The following is a 20,303-nucleotide window of genomic DNA, read 5'->3' as shown; positions in this document are numbered from 1 at the left end:
GAGAATAAATATGGATACACTGTTAATGGCTCTGCGAGAGCTGAAGTTGTCGGCAATGGTCCAGGCGTTGGAGACGCAACGCGAACTCCCGGGGAGTTATGGGGAGCTGGGGTTCGAGGAGCGGTTGTCGCTGATGGTAGAAGAGAAAAATTTGCATAGAAAAAACAACCACATATGCCGTCTGCGACGGCAATCGCAAATGCGCTTGCAGGCAAAACCGGAAGATATCCGCTATATCCCTAGCCGAGGAGTGACACCGGAACAGATGCGAGATCTGCTAGGGGGACAATATCTGAAATATCAAAAAAGCATACTCATCACGGGGCCGACAGGTACGGGCAAAACCTGGCTCAGTTGTGCGCTTGGTGAGCAGGCATGCCGGCAGCAATATAGCGTGTGTTACTGGCGAGTGGGTTGGTTGCTGGCCCATCTTCACCAGTGTCAGGTAGACAGGACCTATCTAAAACAGCTTAAGCAGTTAGAAAAAATAGAGTTACTGATCTTGGACGACGTGGGCCTAGAATCAATAAGTCCGATGCAGGCAACGATGCTGTTGGAGGTGATGGAAGATCGCTACGACAAAAGCAGCAGCATCCTGATCAGTCAACTGCCGGTGAAAAAATGGTATGGACTGATAGAAAACCCCACGACAGCTGACGCGTTACTCGATCGATTAGTACACCCCAGCTATAGACTGGAACTTAAAGGCGAATCACTACGCAAAGAGCAAGGAGTAGCCAGCACAGGAAAAATAGACTAAACCCGAGTCAGAAGATGAGCGAACACGTGATCGAATATCACTGGAATGGGTGATCGGAAAATATCGGAATAACTGATCGGATGTCGCCGGAACAGCTGATCGGATACGTCGGAATCTGCAACAGTCTAGATCTGCCTAAATCAACCATGTCCGAGCACATCCAAACGCTGGAGAGCGTGATGGGCGCCCGATTGCTGCACCGCACCATTCGCCGGGTGACGCCGACGCAGGACGGCCTGGTCCTGTATGAACGCGCGCGGGACGTACTGGCCTCGATGGATGAACTGGACGGCTTGTTCCGCCAGCAGGGACCGGTGTTGGCCGGCAGGCTGCGCGTCGACATGCCCACTGCCTTTGCCCGACTGGAAGTCTTCCCGCGCCTGGGGGAGTTTTTACAGGCGCATCCGGCTATCCAGGTGGAAATAAGTTGCACCGACAGACGGGTGGATGTAGTGCGCGAGGGTTTCGATTGCGTGGTGCGCATCGGCCAGTTAAACGACACCAACCTGGTAGCGCGCCGCCTGGGAAAACTGCGCATGGTCAATTGCGCCAGTCCGGCCGAGCCTGTTTAGAAATTTGTGTATTTGCCTGATTTTGATATGTTCAATCCAACATCAAAAACAGGTTAATTTATGGACGAAAAACAGTTGCAGGCTCTGGCTAACGAACTGGCCAAAAATCTCAAAACCCCTGAAGATCTCAGTCACTTCGATCGGCTGCTGAAAAAATCAGCGTCGAAGCAACTCTCAATGCCGAAATGACCCATCACCTCGGCTACGATAAAAATCAGCCTAAACCGGGGACCAACGCCCGCAACGGCTATTCCACAAAAACCGTTACCACTGGCGATGGCCCGCTGGCGCTGCGTATTCCGCGCGATCGTGACGGTTCCTTTGAACCGCAACTGGTGAAGAAGAACCAGACCCGGATTACCGGGATGGATAACCAGATTTTATCGTTGTACGCCAAAGGGATGACCACCCGCGAGATCGCCGCTGCGTTCAAAGAGCTGTATGACGCCGATGTCTCGCCGGCGCTGGTCTCAAAGGTCACCGATGCGGTCATGGAGCAGGTTGTCGAATGGCAAAACCGGCCTCTGGATGCAATCTATCTCATTGTTTATCTTGACTGTATCGTTCTAAAAGTCCGGCAGGACAGCCGCATCATCAACAAATCTGTGTTCCTGGCGCTGGGCATCAACATCGAAGGCCAGAAAGAGTTGCTAGGTATGTGGCTGGCCGAAAATGAAGGCGCAAAGTTCTGGCTGAACGTGCTGACAGAGCTGAAAAACCGCGGCCTGAACGATATCCTTATCGCCTGCGTAGACGGGCTGAAAGGTTTCCCTGACGCTATTAACTCGGTGTATCCGGAGGCGCGGCTCCAGCTGTGTATCGTGCATATGGTGCGCAACAGCCTGCGGTTCGTCTCCTGGAAGGACTACAAGGCCGTCACCCGCGACCTGAAAGCTATCTATCAGGCCCCTACGGAAGAAGCCGGCTTGCAGGCGCTGGAAGCGTTCTCCAGTGCCTGGGACATCCGCTACCCGCAAATAAGTCGAAGCTGGCAGGCAAACTGGGCCAATCTGGCCACGTTCTTTGCCTACCCAACGGACATCCGCAAGGTGATCTACACGACCAACGCCATCGAGTCGTTAAACAGCGTGATCCGGCATGCCATCAAAAAACGCAAGGTGTTCCCGACCGACGACGCAGTGAAAAAGGCGGTGTGGCTGGCGATACAGGCGGCCTCACAGAAATGGACAATGCCTTTGAGGGACTGGCGCATGGCAATGAGCCGCTTTATTATCGAGTTCGGTGACCGCCTGGACGGTCACTTCTGAGAAAAGGCATTTACACAAAATCGTGTACAGGGTCGTCCGGTCTACTTGCAGGCCCATGGCATACCCGCCACCCCTGCCGACCTGGATCATCATGTCTTGATAGATTATGTCCAAGTTTTGGGGTCGCAATCGGCGGGATTTGTCTATCAGCAATAGGGCCGCAGTGTCAGCCGCCAAATGCCCGTCCGGGTCACGGTGAATAATGCCGATGCCTATGAAGCGGCCTGCCTGCGCGGACTGGGAATTATTCAGGTTCCCGTCGCCCGTTATGTTGACCTTTTCACCACCGGTCAACTGGTGGAGATATTGCCCGATTACCGGCCGCTGCCCATGGATATCACGCTACTTTATGCCCACCGTCGCCATCTGCCCCCGCGGGTAAAGATGTTTATGGATTGGCTGGCGGACCTGATTACCCCAGGGGTATTTCCTGGTTGAACCGGCATGTCGAGAGGACCGCAAACGCCACGGCCGCCGCCCGCCATTGGAGGATCCCCCGCCAAGGCGCGCCGGGCAAAACGAAACGCACCGACCCACGTCGTCTAAATCCGCGCCGTTTCCGGCTGGCCTTAGCGCGTCAAACCCCCTGACGCGCAATGGCTAATGCATAACGCCTAATGCTTAACGCTAATGCCTAATGCCTAATGCCTAATGCCAGATGCCAGATGCCAGATGCCAGATGCCAGATGCCAGATGCAGATTAATTGCGGCTCAGGTAATCCGCCAGGAAATATTAAGGACTCAGCTGCGCCGACAGCGCAGCATCATAGGCGACCGGATAAGCCTGTGTCTCGCAGGGCAAAGTGATGCGTCCCGAGCCGTCTTTCGCGATAGTGAGCGCGACAAAGCGTTTGCCCTGCACGTTGAGCCAATAAAGGCTCTCCGCGGCGGTAACGGCATTTTTCTGTGGCACGGCGGCAGATTCTTGCGGCGCGGCGGGGGTATGAGTCGTTTGCGTGGCGCCAACGTCGTCAGCCGGTGCGGACGCCACAGCATCGGGAGTCTCTCCTGCGGCGGTCATTTCACCCTGCGAATCAGTGGCTGACTGGGCGCCGGCCGGCAATGCCAGCGTTAATACTATCATTGGCCAAAAGGGCCCGATACGTGATTCCATAACGATCCAGAAGATAAAGTTAATGGCCACCGCGGCGGCCTGCTTAGGCAGAGCGCGCCTTCCCTGCCGCACAAGCAGCGCCGCATAGCGTAACCGGGTAGATGAGTGCCTTAATAAACGTTGCGGCCCCTCCCGCCTGGCAATCCCTCGTTATTGACCGCGGCGCGATAAGCGTGTCGCGATTGCCTCCATTGGCGCAACAGCCGCCGGGGTGAACAAGCGCCAGGCCGCAGTTTCATCCGAGCGTTGTTAAAGCACATTATTCGCTAAGCGTGCGCAAAAAAGTTGTTTGTTATCAATGTGCGGCCTGGTTAGAGTGAACGCTTTCACAGGGGACGCGTTCCATGTTGTTATCGGCTTATTTACGCTTTAAAATCTGCTGGCGGGCCACATGGCCATTATGGATAAGTCTGCTTTGCATGACGTCCGCCTCCGCCGCCGCGCCGTTGGCCAAAGAGTCACAGACCGTATTGCGCGTCGGCGTCGTCAGCCGTCTGGGCCAGGATTTGTGGTTCAAAGCTTCCGGCGAAGACCAACACTTACCTTACACCGTGCAATGGGTAAATTTCGACGCCGCGCCGCCGGCGATGGATGCCTTGCTGGCGGATTCGATCGACACCTTTTGGGGCGGCGACACCCCCGCCGTGTTTCTCGCCTATAATCAGCGCGATGCCAAAGTCGTGGCGGCCAGTGAAAAGGGTCTGTTTGGCGCGCTTCTGGTAGCAAAAGACTCTCCTATAACCACCGTCGAGCAGCTGAAAGGGAAAAAAATCGCCGTCTATCGCGGCTCAGGATTCCACAACAGCCTGCTGTCCATCCTACAGGATCACGGCCTGTCCGCCGACGATGTGCAGTTGAGCTATCTGGCGCCGGCGGAAGGATTGGCCGCGCTGACGCAAGGTCGAGTTGCTGCCTGGGGCATTTGGGATCCGAACGCGGCCATCGCCGAGAAAACCTTCGGCGCCCGCATTCTTACCACACCGCGCACCTTTAGCCTCGGTTTGCAGTTTGCCTCGCAGAAGACCCTGGCAGACAAAGGAAAATCCCAAGCGTTGCAAGACTTCTTATTTGCGCAGCTACCGCGCGACCGCCTGGCTACGCGCGCACCCGCAACGGTGGGCGGAGCTGCCAAGCGAAAGAGGCCAATATCAGCCCTGTGACGTAGCGCGTCTGGCCGCTTCCCGCGTAGGTGGACAATTCGTGCCGATCGACGCCGGCCTTGAAAAGGCGGTACAAACTATCGCCGATAACTTTTATCGGCTCGGGATCATTGACCATGCCACCGACGTCAGCCCCGTCTTTGATGCGCGCTACGCCGCCTTTTTGCAGCAACGGCTCCAGGAGAAAAAATAATGTCCGGTTTACGTGAATACCTACAGGTTAAACGCGAAAAAATGTTGGCCTGGCGCAAAAAAATCAGCGCAGACGGCAGTCAGCCCAGCACGATTTCCGCGCAGGTGACGGCTGAAGGCCGCAGCGGCGTGCGCCGTATCCGTATCAAGGATCATCAAATTATTCTCGACAGCTCGCCGGAGCTGGCAGGCTACGGCCTCGGTCCCGGCTCGCAGGAAGTGCAGCTCGGCGTATTGGGCAGTTGCCTCACCCATGTCTACCTGACGCAGGCGGCGCTGCAGTCGGTGCCGCTGGATGCCTTGTCGGTAAACGTTACGGCGGAAATCGACCATCGCGCCACTCAGGAAGCGTTCGCGCACTTGCCGGTATGGCCGCAAAATTTGCGCTATACCGTACAGGTATCGTCCCCCGCCAGCGACGAGCAGTTGGCCGCCGTGCTGGCGGCGGTGGAAAAAACCTGTCCGATTTATGATTTTCTCATACGGCCCCAAACAATTACCGGCGCCGTGCAGCGCATCCAGGCTGAAGGCTGATCGCTATGGCGTTTAACATTATTGGTCATGTCCCCCACAACGCCTTCAGTGAACAACCGGAAGCACGCCGCGCCGCCGAGATCGATCTGCCGTGGATAAGCGAATGAGCCCGCATTCACGAGCGGGCGGGCTTTGACAGCGTTCTGATAGGCCACGACGCCTGGCGGCCAAACGCCTGGCTGTTGGCCGCCCATATTGCCGCGCAAACGGAACGGCTAGGCGTCTGTATCGCCGAAAGACCCGGTACCGCACTACCCACTTATGTCGCCCGCCAGGCCATCACGCTTGAGCGGCTAGCGGGGCGCGGCCGCGTGACGCTACATGTGGTAACGGGCGGTAGCGAAAAAGACCAGCGACGGGACGGCGATCAAATCGATTATGCCAGACGCTACGATCGCTGCGCCGAATATCTGGACATCTTGCGCCAGACCTGGCGCGCGGCGGCGCCCTTCGATTACCAGGGCGACTATTTTCAACTGCGCGAGGTCTGGTCGCTGGCGCAACCGCTGGCGCACGGCAGCATCGGTTTATCCTTTGCCGGCACGTCGGAGGAGGCGCTGGATTTATCGGCTCGTTATGCGGATCTGCATATGCTGTGGGGCGAACCGCTGGCGGAGACGGCGCAAAAAATTGCCGCATTGCAGCAACGTGCCGCCGCTCAGGGTCGCCAGCTGCAATTTTCCATTTCGCAGCGCGCGATTGTGGAAGACAGTGAAAAACTGGCGTGGGAGAAAGCGGAACACCTTTATCAGCAGGCGCTGAAGCAGTTGGGAACGAAAGCGGACCAGCCTGCCGATTTCAAATTGGATATGCAGCAATCCGCCAGCGCACGACAGCTTAACGAACTTGCTGCCTGGCGCGATATCTATGACGAACGATTATGGATGAAATATGCCCGCGTACTGAAAGTGGGCGGATCTACCACCGCCCTGGTCGGTACGGCGGAGCAAGTCGCGGAAGCGTTTTTACGCTACCGCCAGTTGGGGGTTTCCGCCTGGTATCTGCGCGGCTGGGATATCGCCGAAGACGCGCGCCGCTATGGGGAGCAACTTATCCCATTATTGCGCGCGCGCGTGGCGGCAGCTGAGGAGGCGTTATCGTAACCGGCTAAGTTTGGTCAGGGCGAAAACGACGCTAATTATTGCCAAAGGCGGTGGCGAACGTCATCAGCAGCGGGTTGCTGACCCGCGTATCAGACCCGGCTGCTATCGTCAAAACGCGGGCAAAAGCACCGGTTCTACCACATTGTCTCTGCGCCAACGATCATCAAGTCGTTTCTGCGTGACTAAAACGCAATTCGCTCACCTGCGGCGCCAAGAGATTTCATCCCTCACCCGTTTACAGCCTGCGACTGGGAGATGAATTCGTAATAATCCACCCTTCATTCCTTTTGCAATGCGGTAGTTTAATCTCGTGGACAGTTTTCGGAATCAAACACCTTCATCATAGTGAGTTCATCGATAGATTCCACGCGTGCGCGAGTATAGGCCATCATTTATACAAGGGCTGCAACGTGTATTGAAATGCAAAGGCCAAGTTATCACGGTATCGAAATTTTATAGAATACCCCTCTAGAATCATTAAACTCCTTGGACTCACTGAATAAAAAAACCAAATAAGAGACGAATTAGTAATAAATAAAATCGTCTGAAGAAACTATTGGCGGCAAGGATTTATTGGGTCTACGTCAATATATCGGCCACCCTGCTTTGCAAGTATTTCCTATCCTTCATAGATTAGTTAATTTAAAAAAGGTAAATTTATGACATGCATAACTTCTCTTCATAAGCCAGTTCATTCTGCTCATAACAGCGTAAGCCGCGAGGTAAATCAAACATCACCAGTAATCAACCGGCATGGGACATTATTTCAACCTTATTGGTGCGGCAATAATGCGAATGCCGTGTTGAAAACCAGTATTTATCGCTCCACCGGCACGTTAAATATCATAGCGTCAACGCCGAAAGGCGCAGGCGCGGCGGTTAACCAAGATAAAGCCTTGCCGCTGGCCAAAAATGCCCTCCAATATAATAGCCAACCCCTCGCGGAAACCTCACCTGCGGTTGATAGATTCAAGGCCAATACCACCGCTAACATTGAATTTGCTAAAACGTTGCTGAATACTGACGACACGCCGTCACCCATCAAATGGTCCACGCACCCTCTTCTTAACGCAGTAACGCATACCCCTTCTTCGCTCGCTAATACCACCACAAACGAGACTGGTACACCAACGCAGGAAGAACGCATTCCACCTCAGGCCAAAGATCTGCATCAACATCAGCGTCTAGAGTCAAAGGCGCTATTGCCTATGACCGCTACCGGCGAGAATACACAACAGACAAGGGCTAATTTAACGGCCAACATCGTTAAAGTTACCGATGTATTGATGCGTTTAGAGGAGAACGGCAAAAAAATACGGGCGATGCAACATCAAGCTGTAGCGACAAGCGCAACATTGCAAACATTAGCGGAAAAAAATCACGCCACCAGGGCGGAGTTCAGCCAACGCATCAGATCCCGGGACAACAATCAACACTCCTCGCGTCTGACCGACGGTCCCCAGGCAACCCCACAGAGCCGGTTTGAGAGCACGGCGATGCCCAGCGTCTCTTCAGCGCCACCGCTTCAGCCGGTCAACGGCTTTGTTGAATAAATCGAACTTTTAGGTGACTGGCGGCTCTGATCACTACATTCGTTTCAACATCAGGTCCCCATGGCAAAGCAAAAGTTTAAAATCACCAACTGGCCCGCATACAACAATGCGCTCAGGCAGCGGGGGGACATGACAGTATGGCTTGATGAGTCAGCCATTGCTGCATGGACTGAGAGTACACCCCCTGAACATCGTGGCCGGCCGCTTCACTACACCGATATGGCCATTACCACGGTTCTGATGATAAAGCGCGTGTTTAACCTTTCGCTCCGGGCGTTACAGGGTTTCGTTGACGCGATTTTTAAACTGATGGGGCTGTCGCTGCGCTGCCCAGATTACTCTCTGGTCAGCCGGCGAGCAAAAACCGTCGACATCAGCATAAAAACGCCAACCCGCGGCGAAATCTCACACCTGGTCATCGATGGCACCGGCCTGAAAATCTTCGGCGAAGGCGAATGGAAAGTCAGGCAGCATGGGGCTGAGAGACGCAGAGTATGGCGCAAGCTTCATCTGGCAGTAGATAGCGCGACACATGAAATTATCTGTGCCGATTTATCGCTAAGCGGTACGACAGATGCGCAGGCGCTGCCCGGGCTGATTAACCAAACCCACCGGAAAATCAGGGAAGCGTCGGCTGACAGTGCTTACGATACGCGTTACTGTCATGATGCTCTGCTGAGGAAAAAAATAAAGCCGCTTATCCCACCGCGAAGTGGTGCGCAATATTGGCCAGCTCGATACCATGAGCGTAACCATGCGGTGGCAAATCAGCATCTGAGCGGCAATAACGATACCTGGAAAAAGAAAGTAGGTTATCACCGGCGTTCACTGGCTGAAACGGCCATGTTCCGGTTTAAAACACTTCTGGGTGGTCATCTGAGTCTGCATGACTATGACGCGCAGGTAGGTGAGGCTATGGCAATGGTCAAAGCGCTTAATCGGATCACGTTGTTAGGAATGCCAAACAGCGTCCGCATCATGTAACAATCGCCCTGATAGGGAGGAAGTCGTCACAAATTTCGGATTTATTCAACAAAGCGCCGGTCAACGTCAAAAGAAAAGGGGCCAGGATTGTTGTGCCACCAGCACAGCCCCATCAAGCCTCGTTAGATCCGCAGACCAACGCCAGCAATACATCAAGCAATAACACGGCTCGTATTACTCGCTCGCCGCGCAATAAGCTGATTGTCGCCGAAAGCCGATTGCCAAATTACATGAAACCCACCAAATCCACATTGGCGAAAATGGTGAAAACGCCTCAACAAAGTAAGCATTCCCGATAATGTATTCTGGGGTTGTAATGTCGTTTACTCACCCTCTGTCAAGGCAGCGCGTTAGGGGCATGGGATGCATTTCTGAATATGAGTCAGCTCAATGGTCATGCTTATATAGCGTGCTGCTTGGTGATAAGCATTCAAGGAGGCGTTTTATTTTAACCGACAGTATATAAAGCGTTGCAACGTGATGCGAAAGTTAATGATGGCGCCACTATTGTCGTTTTGCTTATCATAGTCTGAGAACATTGCCGCACAGAATAGGACGCTAAACCTTATTGTTATGATGGTTATTGAATAGGAAGCAGCCGATCCATTTTTCGGCAGCAACATTCCCGCTATCCAGCGCAAATAGGCTGATGTCGTACCGTTATTTTAGATAATACATGAAATAGTGGACGCGAAAATAAAGGATATGCTATTCATTGAATTATGCCATTACCGTTAACGTCTTCAGCATCGAGTTAAAACAAAAAACCTCCTGGTATAGGAGGTTTTTTTGCGCATCATTGACAATGTTGTCTAAGGTTAGCCTTAGAACGGAATATCGTCATCGAAGTCCATCGGCGGTTCGTTGCTGGGCGCAGGCGCTGAGTTCTGCGCGGGGCGCGCCGCCGGCGCGTTGCCGCCGCTGAACTGCGCGTTATTGCCCTGCGGCTGCTGAGGCTGCCCCCAGCCACCCTGCTGCGCGCCACCGGCGTTACCGCCCGCCACGCCGCCCTGTCGACCGCCAAGCATTTGCATGGTGCCGCCGATATTGACCACCACCTCGGTGGTGTATCGATCCTGGCCGCTCTGATCTTGCCATTTGCGGGTCTGTAGCGATCCCTCGATATACACCTGGGAGCCCTTACGCAAATATTCACCCGCCACCTCGGCCAGCTTGCCAAACAGCACCACGCGGTGCCATTCCGTTTTCTCCTTGGTCTCGCCGGTCTGCTTGTCGCGCCAGCTCTCAGAGGTGGCCAGGGTGATGTTGGCTACCGCACCACCGTTAGGCATATGGCGGACTTCCGGATCCTGGCCCAGGTTTCCGACTAGAATCACTTTATTAACGCCTCTGCTGGCCATGGGGGTCTCCTGATAAGATGAATGACTAAGTTTAATCGCTCAAGTTTACCATTGCCAACGCTTAAAGAACATGTTTAGAAACTTGGACTGCGCATCGAAAAACCGGGTGAAGCAGAATTATTTGTTACAATCAATACTGGATATTCATTCAGCTTTTTTTGTGCCATAATTGACCGTTTCGCGCCGCAGCGGTTTTGTCAACCGCACAGGCCGCCCTCGTTCATCCGGTGTTGGGATTAGTTGAATGGATAAGATTGAAGTTCGTGGTGCTCGTACCCATAACCTGAAAAACATCAGTCTGGTGATACCCCGCGATAAATTGATAGTAATTACCGGCTTATCAGGCTCGGGAAAATCATCGCTGGCGTTCGATACGCTCTATGCCGAGGGTCAGCGTCGCTATGTGGAATCGCTTTCTGCCTATGCCCGGCAGTTTCTGTCGTTGATGGAAAAACCGGATGTGGATCATATCGAAGGGCTGTCGCCCGCCATTTCGATTGAGCAAAAATCCACGTCCCATAATCCGCGCTCGACGGTGGGCACGATCACCGAAATCCACGATTATCTGCGTCTGTTGTACGCCCGCGTCGGCGAGCCGCGCTGCCCGGATCATGATGTTCCGCTGGCGGCGCAGACCGTTAGCCAGATGGTGGATAATGTGCTGTCGCAGCCGGAAGGCAAACGGCTGATGCTCCTGGCGCCCATCGTGAAAGAGCGCAAGGGGGAGCACAGCAAAACGCTGGAAAATTTGGCGGCGCAAGGCTATATCCGGGCGCGTATCGACGGGGAGGTCTGCGATTTGTCGGATCCGCCGAAACTCGAGCTGCAAAAAAAACATACCATCGAAGTCGTGGTCGATCGTTTCAAAGTGCGAGAGGATCTCGCCCAGCGCCTGGCGGAATCTTTTGAAACCGCACTCGGTCTCTCGGGTGGTACCGCGGTAGTGGCGGATATGGATGACGAAAAAGCGGAAGAATTGCTGTTTTCCGCCAACTTCGCCTGCCCGATCTGCGGCTATAGCATGCCCGAGCTGGAACCCCGGCTTTTCTCCTTCAACAACCCGGCCGGCGCCTGCCCCACCTGCGACGGGCTCGGCGTGCAGCAGTACTTCGACCCCGACCAGGTATTGCAAAATCAGGACATCTCCCTGGCGGGCGGCGCCATTCGCGGCTGGGATCGGCGCAACTTCTATTATTTCCAGATGCTGTGCTCGTTGGCCGAACACTATAAGTTCGACGTTGAGGCGCCGTTCCATGCGCTGAGTCCGACGGTTCAGCAAATAATTTTTTTCGGATCCGGCAAGGAAAACATCGAATTCAAATATATTAACGATCGCGGCGACACCTCGGTGCGGCGCCATCCGTTTGAAGGGGTACTGCCGAACATGGAGCGCCGCTATAAGGAAACCGAGTCCACCGCGGTGCGCGAAGAGCTAGCCAAATATATCAGCAACCGCCCCTGCGCCACCTGCGGTGGGACCCGTCTGCGGCGCGAAGCCCGCCACGTCTTCGTGGAGCACACCACCCTGCCGGAAATTTCCGAGATGGGCATCGGCCATGCGCTGGCATTTTTCGACGAGATGAAACTGAGTGGTCAGCGCGCCAAGATCGCTGAAAAAGTATTAAAAGAGATCTGCGATCGGCTGAAGTTTCTGGTCAACGTCGGTCTGAACTACCTTTCCCTGTCGCGTTCGGCGGAAACGCTTTCCGGCGGCGAGGCGCAGCGCATCCGTTTGGCCAGCCAGATTGGCGCCGGCCTGGTGGGCGTGATGTATGTGCTGGATGAACCCTCCATCGGTTTGCATCAGCGCGATAACGAGCGATTACTGGAAACCTTAGTGCATCTACGCGATCTCGGCAATACGGTGATCGTGGTGGAGCACGACGAGGACGCTATTCGCGCCGCCGATCATATTATCGATATCGGCCCGGGCGCCGGCGTTCACGGCGGAGAGGTGGTGGCCGAAGGCACCGCCGAGGAGATCATGGCCCATCCGGCGTCGCTGACCGGCCAGTTTCTCAGCGGCAAGCAGGAAATCGCCATTCCGCAGGCGCGCATTCTGGCGGACCCCACCCGGGTATTGAAGCTGGTCGGCGCGCGCGGCAATAACCTTAAGGACGTGACGCTGACCCTGCCGGTGGGGCTATTTACCTGCATCACCGGCGTTTCCGGCTCGGGCAAATCCACGCTTATCAACGACACGCTGTTCCCGGTAGCGCAGCGCCAGCTCAACGGCGCGACCACTACCGAAGTGGCGCCCTATCGCGAAGTGCAGGGCCTGGAACATTTCGATAAAGTCATTGATATCGATCAGAGCCCTATCGGCCGGACGCCGCGCTCCAATCCCGCGACCTACACGGGCGTGTTTACGCCGGTGCGCGAATTGTTCGCCGGCGTGCCGGAATCCCGCGCCCGCGGTTATACGCCCGGCCGTTTCAGCTTCAACGTGCGCGGCGGGCGCTGCGAAGCTTGCCAGGGCGATGGCGTCATCAAGGTGGAAATGCACTTCCTGCCGGATATTTATGTGCCCTGCGATCATTGCAAGGGCCAGCGCTACAACCGTGAAACCCTGGAAGTGAAATATAAGGGCAAGAATATCCACCAGGTGCTGGAGATGACCATCGAGGAAGCGCGCGAGTTTTTCGACGCTGTTCCCGCCCTGGCGCGCAAACTGCAAACGCTGATAGATGTCGGTCTGTCCTATATTCGCTTAGGGCAATCCGCCACCACGCTATCCGGCGGCGAGGCGCAGCGGGTAAAGCTGGCGCGCGAACTGTCCAAGCGTGGCACCGGCCAAACGCTGTATATCCTCGACGAGCCGACGACCGGCCTACACTTCGCCGATATTCAGCAATTGCTGGCGGTGCTGCATCAGTTGCGGGATCAGGGCAATACCATCGTGGTGATCGAGCATAACCTGGACGTGATTAAGACCGCCGATTGGATCGTCGATCTTGGCCCGGAAGGCGGTAACGGCGGCGGTGAAATTCTGGTCGCCGGCACGCCGGAAACGGTGGCGGTCTGTAAAGCGTCCCATACGGCGCGCTTCCTGCGTCCCATTCTCGAGCGAGCGTTGCAAAAAGCTTAGGGAGCGGCCGGATAGGTGGGAAGAAAGTGCCTCGCGACCTCGAGCCTGTTTAGAAATTTGTGTATTTGCCTGATTTTGATATGTTCAATCCAACATCAAAAACAGGTTAATTTATGGACGAAAAACAGTTGCAGGCTCTGGCTAACGAACTGGCCAAAAATCTCAAAACCCCTGAAGATCTCAGTCACTTCGATCGGCTGCTGAAAAAAATCAGCGTCGAAGCAGCTCTCAATGCCGAAATGACCCATCACCTTGGCTACGATAAAAATCAGCCTAAACCGGGGACCAACGCCTGCAACGGCTATTCCACAAAAACCGTTACCACTGGCGATGGCCCGCTGGCGCTGCGTACTCCGCGCGATCGTGACGGTTCCTTTGAACCGCAACTGGTGAAGAAGAACCAGACCCGGATTACCGGGATGGATAACCAGATTTTATCGTTGTACGCTAAAGGGATGACCACCCGCGAGATCGCCGCCGCGTTCAAAGAGCTGTATGACGCCGATGTCTCGCCGGCGCTGGTCTCAAAGGTCACCGATGCGGTCATGGAGCAGGTTGTCGAATGGCAAAACCGGCCTCTGGATGCAGTCTATCCCATTGTTTATCTTGACTGTATCGTTCTAAAAGTCCGGCAGGACAGCCGCATCATCAACAAATCTGTGTTCCTGGCGCTGGGCATCAACATCGAAGGCCAGAAAGAGTTGCTAGGTATGTGGCTGGCCGAAAATGGAAGGCGCAAAGTTCTGGCTGAACGTGCTGACAGAGCTGAAAAACCGCGGCCTGAACGATATCCTTATAGCCTGCGTAGACGGGCTGAAAGGTTTCCATAACGCTATTAACACGGTGTATCCGGAGGCGCGGCTCCAGCTGTGTATCGTGCATATGGTGCGCAACAGCCTGCGGTTCGTCTCCTGGAAGGACTACAAGGCTGTCACCCGCGACCTGAAAGCTATCTATCAGGCCCCTACGGAAGAAGCCGGCTTGCAGGCGCTGGAAGCGTTCTCCAGTGCCTGGGACATCCGCTACCCGCAAATAAGTCGAAGCTGGCAGGCAAACTGGGCCAATCTGGCCACATTCTTTGCCTACCCAACGGACATCCGCAAGGTGATCTACACGACCAACGCCATCGAGTCGTTAAACAGCGTGATCCGGCATGCCATCAAAAAGCGCAAGGTATTCCCGACCGACGACGCAGTGAAAAAGGTGGTGTGGCTGGCGATACAGGCGGCCTCACAGAAATGGACAATGCCTTTGAGGGGCTGGCGCATGGCAATGAGCCGCTTTATTATTGAGTTCGGTGACCGCCTGGACGGTCACGTCTGAGAAAAGGCATTTACACAGAATCCGGTACGGGCTCGCGATCTCCGCTAACGTCTGGCGCTTTGGCGCTTTGGCGCTGGATCCGTCGGCGCATTGACGCTTTGGCCGCGGACCCATTGGCGCATTGGTGCCTAAAAGTTTAAAGGCGTCTTTTTGTTAATACCGTGCCAGGCCGCCGCTATGCCTCACGGCACGCAGGTGTCATCGCACGTCACGGCGCGCGGGTATTCCGCTGCGAACAGGCAGCGCCGCGTCAGATATTCAGCGTTTGGCGCGTCGCTTCCGGCAGGCCCGCTACCGCCCATTGTCAGGAAGCATCCACCAGGTGATAAAACTGTGAATCAGGTATATCACCGTCAAGAAACAGCGTGCTCCAGTGGGCTTTATTCAGCCGCTCGCCCGGCACCGCCGCATTAAACGCGCTGCGTAATGCCTAAGCCATTTCGGCGCTGCTTTTCAGCGATACCGCCGGTCTGCCGTCCACGGTATGGGTCATAGCAAACATCACCTCTCCGACTTTAATCTGGTTTGCCTGCCACTCCTGGCGTACGCTCTGTACCGCGCCCGGTTTTGTCATGCAATAACTCAACAGCGTCGATTGATCCATAAATTATTCCCCCTGCAATGTGGCGACGATACGGCGGCGGCCGCCGCAATTACGATGCTCACCCAGCCAAATTCCCTGCCAAGTGCCCAACAACAGCGTGCCATGACCGACGGGCAATAACAGTGAGGTGCCAAGCAGAGAAGATTTGATATGTGCCGGCATGTCATCCGCCCCTTCATAATCGTGCTGGTAGGGGGCCGATTCCGGGATCTGACGTAAAAAATGGTTTTCCATGTCGGTTCTGACGGTAGGATCGCAATTTTCATTTAGCGTCAGGGAAGCGGAAGTATGTTGCAGCAATAAATGAAGCAGCCCGCTACGGACAGCGCTCAACGACGTCAATTGGGAAACGATTTCATCGGTGACCAGATGAAAGCCGCGCGGTTGGGCTTTCAAGGTCAGGGTTTGTTGGTACCACATAATACCTGCTCCTTTTTACCACTCAGTATAGTGGCTACACAGGAGCAGGGGAAAATCGCTCGCGCCTACTGCACGGCCGTGAAGGCTTGGGCCACTTTGCCGACGTTAGCGGTGAGCCCGTACTGGATTCTGTGTAAATGCCTTTTCTCAGAAGTGACCGTCCAGGCGGTCACCGAACTCGATAATAAAGCGGCTCATTGCCGTGCGCCAGTCCCTCAAAGGCATTGTCCATTTCTGTGAGGCCGCCTGTATCGCCAGCCACACCACCTTTTTCACTGCGTCGTCGGTCGGGAACACCTTGCGTTTTTTGATGGCATGCCGGATCACGCTGTTTAACGACTCGATGGCGTTGGTCGTGTAGATCACCTTGCGGATGTTCGTTGGGTAGGCAAAGAACGTGGCCAGATTGGCCCAGTTTGCCTGCCAGCTTCGACTTATTTGCGGGTAGCGGATGTCCCAGGCACTGGAGAACGCTTCCAGCGCCTGCAAGTCGGCTTCTTCCGTAGGGGCCTGATAGATAGCTTTCAGGTCGCGGGTGACGGCCTTGTAGTCCTTCCAGGAGACGAACCGCAGGCTGTTGCGCACCATATGCACGATACACAGCTGGAGCCGCGCCTCCGGATACACCGCGTTAATAGCGTCAGGGAAACCTTTCAGCTCGTCTACGCAGGCGATAAGGATCTCGTTCAAGCCGCGGTTTTTCAGCTCTGTCAGCACGTTCAGCCAGAATTTTGCGCCTTCATTTTCGGCCAGCCACATACCTAGCAACTCTTTCTGGCCTTCGATGTTGATGCCCAGCGCCAGGAACACAGATTTGTTGATGATGCGGCTGTCTTGCCGGACTTTTAGAACGATACAGTCAAGATAAACAATGGGATAGACTGCATCCAGAGGCCGGTTTTGCCATTCGACAACCTGCTCCATGACCGCATCGGTGACCTTTGAGACCAGCGCCGGCGAGACATCGGCGTCATACAGCTCTTTGAACGCGGCGGCGATCTCGCGAGTGGTCATCCCTTTAGCGTACAACGATAAAATCTGGTTATCCATCCCGGTAATCCGGGTCTGGTTCTTCTTCACCAGTTGCGGTTCAAAGGAACCGTCACGATCGCGCGGAGTACGCAGCGCCAGCGGGCCATCGCCAGTGGTAACGGTTTTTGTGGAATAGCCGTTGCGGGCGTTGGTCCCCGGTTTAGGCTGATTTTTATCGTAGCCGAGGTGATGGGTCATTTCGGCATTGAGAGCTGCTTCGACGCTGATTTTTTTCAGCAGCCGATCGAAGTGACTGAGATCTTCAGGGGTTTTGAGATTTTTGGCCAGTTCGTTAGCCAGAGCCTGCAACTGTTTTTCGTCCATAAATTAACCTGTTTTTGATGTTGGATTGAACATATCAAAATCAAGCAAATACACAAATTTCTAAACAGGCTCTTAGCGGTATTCAGCCCGGCCAGACACATCTGGCCGCTGTCGATCAGATAGACGCCGTACACTTCGCGCAAATGCGCCACCTGGGCCGAACTGAGGCCGGTATAGCTGAACATGCCCTTCTGACGCAGCAAATACTCGAATTGATGTTCGGGTAGCGCGACCTTTAACGCCGCCACCAGGCTCTGGCGCATTGCCAGAATACGCAGGCGCATCGCCGCCACCTCCTTACGCCACAGAGCATTGAGTGCCGGTTCGTTCAGCACCTGCGCCACCACTTGAGCGCCAAAGTTCGGCGGACTGGAGTAGTTGCGGCGCACGGTCGCCTTTAATTGGCCCAGCACGCGCTCGGCTTCGTTCGCGCTATCGCACACAATCGACAGCGCGCCCACCCGTTCACGATAAAGGGAGAAAATTTTGGAGAAAGAGTGGCTTACTAGGCAAGGCAACCCCAGACGCGCCATTTCGCGCACCGCATAAGCATCTTCCTCCAACCCGTCGCCGAACCCTTGGTAGGCGATATCCAGGAAAGGAATGAGCTGACGTTCCGCCACCACCTCAATGATTCGATCCCATTCGGACCGGGTCAGGTCCGAGCCGGTCGGGTTATGGCAGCACGGATGCAGCAGCACAATGCTCCGCTGCGGCAATTGCTGAAAACAGGCCAGCATCGCGTCAAAATTGACGCCCAGTTTCTCACCGTCGAAATAAGGATAACGATTAGCCTGGAATCCGGCGCCGGTGAAAATGGCCACGTGGTTTTCCCACGTTGGTCTGCTGACCCAGACCTGGGAATCGGGAAAGTAACACTTCAGAAAATCCGCGCCGACTTTCAGTGCCCCTGACCCGCCCACGGTCTGAATCGTGGCGATCCGCTGCGCGTTGCGCATCGGACGGTCCTCCCCGAACAGCAGCGCCTGGGTGGCGCTGCGGTAGGTTGACAACCCTTCCATCGGCAAATAGGAGGATGAGCTTAGCGCCGGGCGGGCGAGCAGCATGACCTGTGCCTCGGCCACCGCCCGCAGTTGCGGGATAATCGCCAGTTCGTTGTAATAATTGTAATAAAGGCCGATGCTTAGATTAACCCTATCAGGGCGCGGATCCTGTTTATAGGTTTCCATCAGCGTAAGGATGAGGTCTCCCGCATAAGCATCAACATTTTGGAACACGGTGCAGCTCTCCTGGATGAGTGGGTGCAACGTTGCACCCACTGCTCACAATATCAAATAAAGCGAATTGAGTGGCGATTAAGTTAACAAAAAGCGTCAAAAATGGGAGCGCGATGAGAAAAAAAATGCGCCGAGGGGCATCACTCATCGTCATATTGCGGGCCGGCATAATTGTCGAATCGTGACCATTGTCCGTTGAAGGTTAGCCGCACGGTGCCGATAGGGCCGTTACGCTGCTTACCGAGAATAATTTCAGCAATCCCCTTCATATCGCTATTCTCGTGATAGACCTCATCGCGGTAGATAAACATAATCAGGTCGGCATCCTGCTCGATTGAACCGGACTCACGTAAATCGGAGTTGACGGGGCGCTTATCGGCACGTTGTTCCAAGCTTCGGTTCAGCTGCGACAGCGCTACCACCGGCACCTGCAGCTCTTTAGCCAGCGCCTTCAACGACCGGGAGATTTCCGCGATTTCCAGGGTACGGTTATCGGACAGCGACGGTACACGCATCAGTTGGAGATAGTCGATCATAATCAGACTCAGGCCATCGTGTTCGCGAAATACCCGCCGCGCGCGCGATCGCACTTCTGTCGGGGTCAACCCTGATGAGTCATCGATATACATGTTGCGTTTTTCCAGCAGGATCCCCATGGTGCTGGAAATGCGCGCCCAATCCTCATCGTCCAGCTGGCCGGTACGAATCCGGGTTTGATCGACGCGCGATAGCGACGCCAGCATACGCATCATGATCTGCTCGCCGGGCATCTCCAGGCTAAAGATCAACACCGGTTTGTCCTCGGTCATGGCGGCGTTTTCGCACAGGTTCATGGCAAAGGTGGTTTTCCCCATGGACGGGCGCGCGGCGACAATGATCAAATCCGACTTTTGCAGGCCGGCGGTCTTTTTATCCAGGTCCAAATAGCCGCTAGAAACGCCGGTGACGCCGTCGTGCGGCTTCTGGTAAAGCTGTTCGATGCGCGCCACCGTATCTTCAAGAATACGGTCGATGCTCTTCGGGCCTTCATCTTTACTGGCGCGGTTCTCGGCTATTTGGAAGACCCGCGACTCCGCCAGATCCAGCAGATCCTCGCTGCTACGTCCCTGGGGATCGTAACCGGCATCAGCGATCTCATGGGCGACGGCGATCATTTCCCGCACCATGGCCCGTTCGCGCACAATATCGGCATAAGCGGAAATATTCGCGGCGCTGGGGGTATTTTTCGAGAGCTCCGCCAGATAGGCGAACCCGCCAACGGCGTCCAATTCCCCTTTTTGTTCGAGAGATTCCGAAAGCGTGATCAGATCGATAGGCTTGCCCAGCTCCAACAGACGCTGCATCTCGTTGAAGATAAGACGGTGCGGGCGGTTAAAAAAATCGTTGCCGGTCACCCGTTCGGCGACGTTGTCCCAGCGTTCGTTATCCAGCATCAAACCGCCCAGCACCGACTGCTCTGCTTCCAGCGAATGGGGCGGCATCTTCAGACCTTCAACCTGACGGTCGCGGGGAAAATTTGCTTTGTTAGACGGTTTTTTTTCTGACATGAAAGGGTACTTTACCTATCAAGAAGTCCTTGGATAAAGGCGCATTGTATCCTCTCTCGGATCGAGATCCTATGCGCTTTGCAAACCACGCCGCAAGGCTTATGGTTATTAAAGATATCTTAATTG

General features: G+C 54.9%; 15 protein-coding genes and 4 pseudogenes. 12 read left to right on the top strand and 7 right to left on the bottom strand.

The window, feature by feature from the left end; all coding sequences use genetic code 11:
• Positions 1-10 precede the first annotated feature (10 nt).
• The 4 genes and pseudogenes from istB to SOPEG_RS22600 all read left to right on the top strand — a co-directional run bounded on the left by istB (position 11) and on the right by SOPEG_RS22600 (position 3,038).
• On the top strand, positions 11-760 hold the full coding sequence (gene istB / locus SOPEG_RS07100; protein WP_025244823.1) for an IS21-like element ISSoEn3 family helper ATPase IstB: 750 nt from the start codon (positions 11-13) through the stop codon (positions 758-760).
• Positions 761-840: 80 nt separating this feature from the next.
• A complete protein-coding gene (locus SOPEG_RS07095; protein ID WP_025244822.1) occupies positions 841-1,332 on the top strand; it encodes a LysR substrate-binding domain-containing protein in 492 nt (163 codons plus the stop codon).
• Positions 1,333-1,392: 60 nt separating this feature from the next.
• Positions 1,393-2,600 (top strand): annotated as a pseudogene (locus SOPEG_RS07085) (IS256 family transposase).
• A 177-nt stretch (positions 2,601-2,777) separates the two neighbouring features.
• Entirely contained in the window at positions 2,778-3,038 is a 261-nt protein-coding gene (locus SOPEG_RS22600; RefSeq protein WP_025244819.1) for a LysR substrate-binding domain-containing protein, read from the top strand.
• Positions 3,039-3,333: 295 nt separating this feature from the next.
• Here SOPEG_RS22600 and SOPEG_RS07075 read toward each other — a convergent pair whose 3' ends face one another.
• Positions 3,334-3,744, bottom strand: a complete 411-nt coding sequence (locus tag SOPEG_RS07075; RefSeq protein WP_038468409.1) for a hypothetical protein — start codon at positions 3,742-3,744, stop codon at positions 3,334-3,336.
• Positions 3,745-4,133: 389 nt separating this feature from the next.
• Between SOPEG_RS07075 and SOPEG_RS07070 the strand changes: the two genes are divergently transcribed.
• The 6 genes from SOPEG_RS07070 (at position 4,134) to SOPEG_RS07050 (ending at position 9,240) form a co-directional block, all read left to right on the top strand.
• Positions 4,134-4,874 (top strand): PhnD/SsuA/transferrin family substrate-binding protein, encoded by a 741-nt coding sequence (locus SOPEG_RS07070; protein WP_158382336.1) that lies wholly within the window; start codon positions 4,134-4,136, stop codon positions 4,872-4,874.
• Between the two features lie 40 nt (positions 4,875-4,914).
• Positions 4,915-5,067, top strand: coding sequence for a hypothetical protein (locus SOPEG_RS28200; RefSeq protein ID WP_158382334.1), 153 nt, complete (start codon positions 4,915-4,917; stop codon positions 5,065-5,067).
• Between the two features lie 44 nt (positions 5,068-5,111).
• Entirely contained in the window at positions 5,112-5,600 is a 489-nt protein-coding gene (locus SOPEG_RS07065; protein ID WP_200867868.1) for an OsmC family protein, read from the top strand.
• A 113-nt stretch (positions 5,601-5,713) separates the two neighbouring features.
• Positions 5,714-6,703 (top strand): LLM class flavin-dependent oxidoreductase, encoded by a 990-nt coding sequence (locus tag SOPEG_RS07060; RefSeq protein WP_081742946.1) that lies wholly within the window; start codon positions 5,714-5,716, stop codon positions 6,701-6,703.
• A gap of 659 nt (positions 6,704-7,362) precedes the next feature.
• Complete coding sequence (locus SOPEG_RS07055; RefSeq protein WP_148297012.1) at positions 7,363-8,256, top strand: hypothetical protein; 894 nt, start codon at positions 7,363-7,365, stop codon at positions 8,254-8,256.
• Positions 8,257-8,316: 60 nt separating this feature from the next.
• On the top strand, positions 8,317-9,240 hold the full coding sequence (locus tag SOPEG_RS07050) for an IS5-like element ISSoEn1 family transposase (protein WP_025243926.1): 924 nt from the start codon (positions 8,317-8,319) through the stop codon (positions 9,238-9,240).
• An 824-nt stretch (positions 9,241-10,064) separates the two neighbouring features.
• On the opposite strand, the gene ssb1 is transcribed toward SOPEG_RS07050, so the two are convergent.
• Positions 10,065-10,601, bottom strand: coding sequence for a single-stranded DNA-binding protein SSB1 (ssb1, locus tag SOPEG_RS07045; protein WP_025244815.1), 537 nt, complete (start codon positions 10,599-10,601; stop codon positions 10,065-10,067).
• A 244-nt stretch (positions 10,602-10,845) separates the two neighbouring features.
• On the opposite strand from ssb1, the gene uvrA reads away from it, so the two are divergent.
• Positions 10,846-13,689: an excinuclease ABC subunit UvrA gene (gene uvrA / locus SOPEG_RS07040; protein ID WP_025244814.1), complete on the top strand. Its 2,844-nt coding sequence runs from the start codon at positions 10,846-10,848 to the stop codon at positions 13,687-13,689.
• Between the two features lie 113 nt (positions 13,690-13,802).
• A pseudogene (locus SOPEG_RS07035) lies at positions 13,803-15,012 on the top strand (IS256-like element ISSoEn2 family transposase).
• 304 nt (positions 15,013-15,316) lie between these two features.
• Here SOPEG_RS07035 and SOPEG_RS07030 read toward each other — a convergent pair.
• The 5 genes and pseudogenes from SOPEG_RS07030 to dnaB all read right to left on the bottom strand — a co-directional run bounded on the left by SOPEG_RS07030 (position 15,317) and on the right by dnaB (position 20,177).
• A pseudogene (locus tag SOPEG_RS07030) lies at positions 15,317-15,616 on the bottom strand (MmcQ/YjbR family DNA-binding protein).
• A gap of 3 nt (positions 15,617-15,619) precedes the next feature.
• Complete coding sequence (locus SOPEG_RS07025; RefSeq protein WP_025244813.1) at positions 15,620-16,036, bottom strand: secondary thiamine-phosphate synthase enzyme YjbQ; 417 nt, start codon at positions 16,034-16,036, stop codon at positions 15,620-15,622.
• A 147-nt stretch (positions 16,037-16,183) separates the two neighbouring features.
• A complete protein-coding gene (locus SOPEG_RS07020) occupies positions 16,184-17,392 on the bottom strand; it encodes an IS256-like element ISSoEn2 family transposase (RefSeq protein WP_025244812.1) in 1,209 nt (402 codons plus the stop codon).
• Between the two features lie 80 nt (positions 17,393-17,472).
• Positions 17,473-18,630: pseudogene (locus tag SOPEG_RS07015) on the bottom strand (amino acid aminotransferase); the annotation flags it as partial.
• 140 nt (positions 18,631-18,770) lie between these two features.
• Entirely contained in the window at positions 18,771-20,177 is a 1,407-nt protein-coding gene (dnaB, locus tag SOPEG_RS07010; protein ID WP_025244810.1) for a replicative DNA helicase, read from the bottom strand.
• Positions 20,178-20,303: the final 126 nt, after the last annotated feature.

The sequence above is a fragment of the Candidatus Sodalis pierantonius str. SOPE genome (genome assembly GCF_000517405.1).
Taxonomy (GTDB): Bacteria; Pseudomonadota; Gammaproteobacteria; order Enterobacterales; family Enterobacteriaceae; genus Sodalis_C; species Sodalis_C pierantonii.
The sequence above is the reverse complement of the archived record's forward strand: the minus strand, read 5'-3'. Positions and strand labels throughout refer to the sequence as shown.

Coding starts and splice junctions, on each gene's coding strand:
- istB (WP_025244823.1), top strand. CDS start 11: ATGGATACACTGTTAATGGCTCTGCGAGAGCTGAAGTTGTCGGCAATG.
- SOPEG_RS07095 (WP_025244822.1), top strand. CDS start 841: ATGTCGCCGGAACAGCTGATCGGATACGTCGGAATCTGCAACAGTCTA.
- SOPEG_RS22600 (WP_025244819.1), top strand. CDS start 2,778: ATGCCCGTCCGGGTCACGGTGAATAATGCCGATGCCTATGAAGCGGCC.
- SOPEG_RS07070 (WP_158382336.1), top strand. CDS start 4,134: ATGACGTCCGCCTCCGCCGCCGCGCCGTTGGCCAAAGAGTCACAGACC.
- SOPEG_RS07055 (WP_148297012.1), top strand. CDS start 7,363: ATGACATGCATAACTTCTCTTCATAAGCCAGTTCATTCTGCTCATAAC.
- SOPEG_RS07050 (WP_025243926.1), top strand. CDS start 8,317: ATGGCAAAGCAAAAGTTTAAAATCACCAACTGGCCCGCATACAACAAT.
- ssb1 (WP_025244815.1), bottom strand. CDS start 10,601: ATGGCCAGCAGAGGCGTTAATAAAGTGATTCTAGTCGGAAACCTGGGC.
- uvrA (WP_025244814.1), top strand. CDS start 10,846: ATGGATAAGATTGAAGTTCGTGGTGCTCGTACCCATAACCTGAAAAAC.
- SOPEG_RS07025 (WP_025244813.1), bottom strand. CDS start 16,036: ATGTGGTACCAACAAACCCTGACCTTGAAAGCCCAACCGCGCGGCTTT.
- SOPEG_RS07020 (WP_025244812.1), bottom strand. CDS start 17,392: ATGGACGAAAAACAGTTGCAGGCTCTGGCTAACGAACTGGCCAAAAAT.
- dnaB (WP_025244810.1), bottom strand. CDS start 20,177: ATGTCAGAAAAAAAACCGTCTAACAAAGCAAATTTTCCCCGCGACCGT.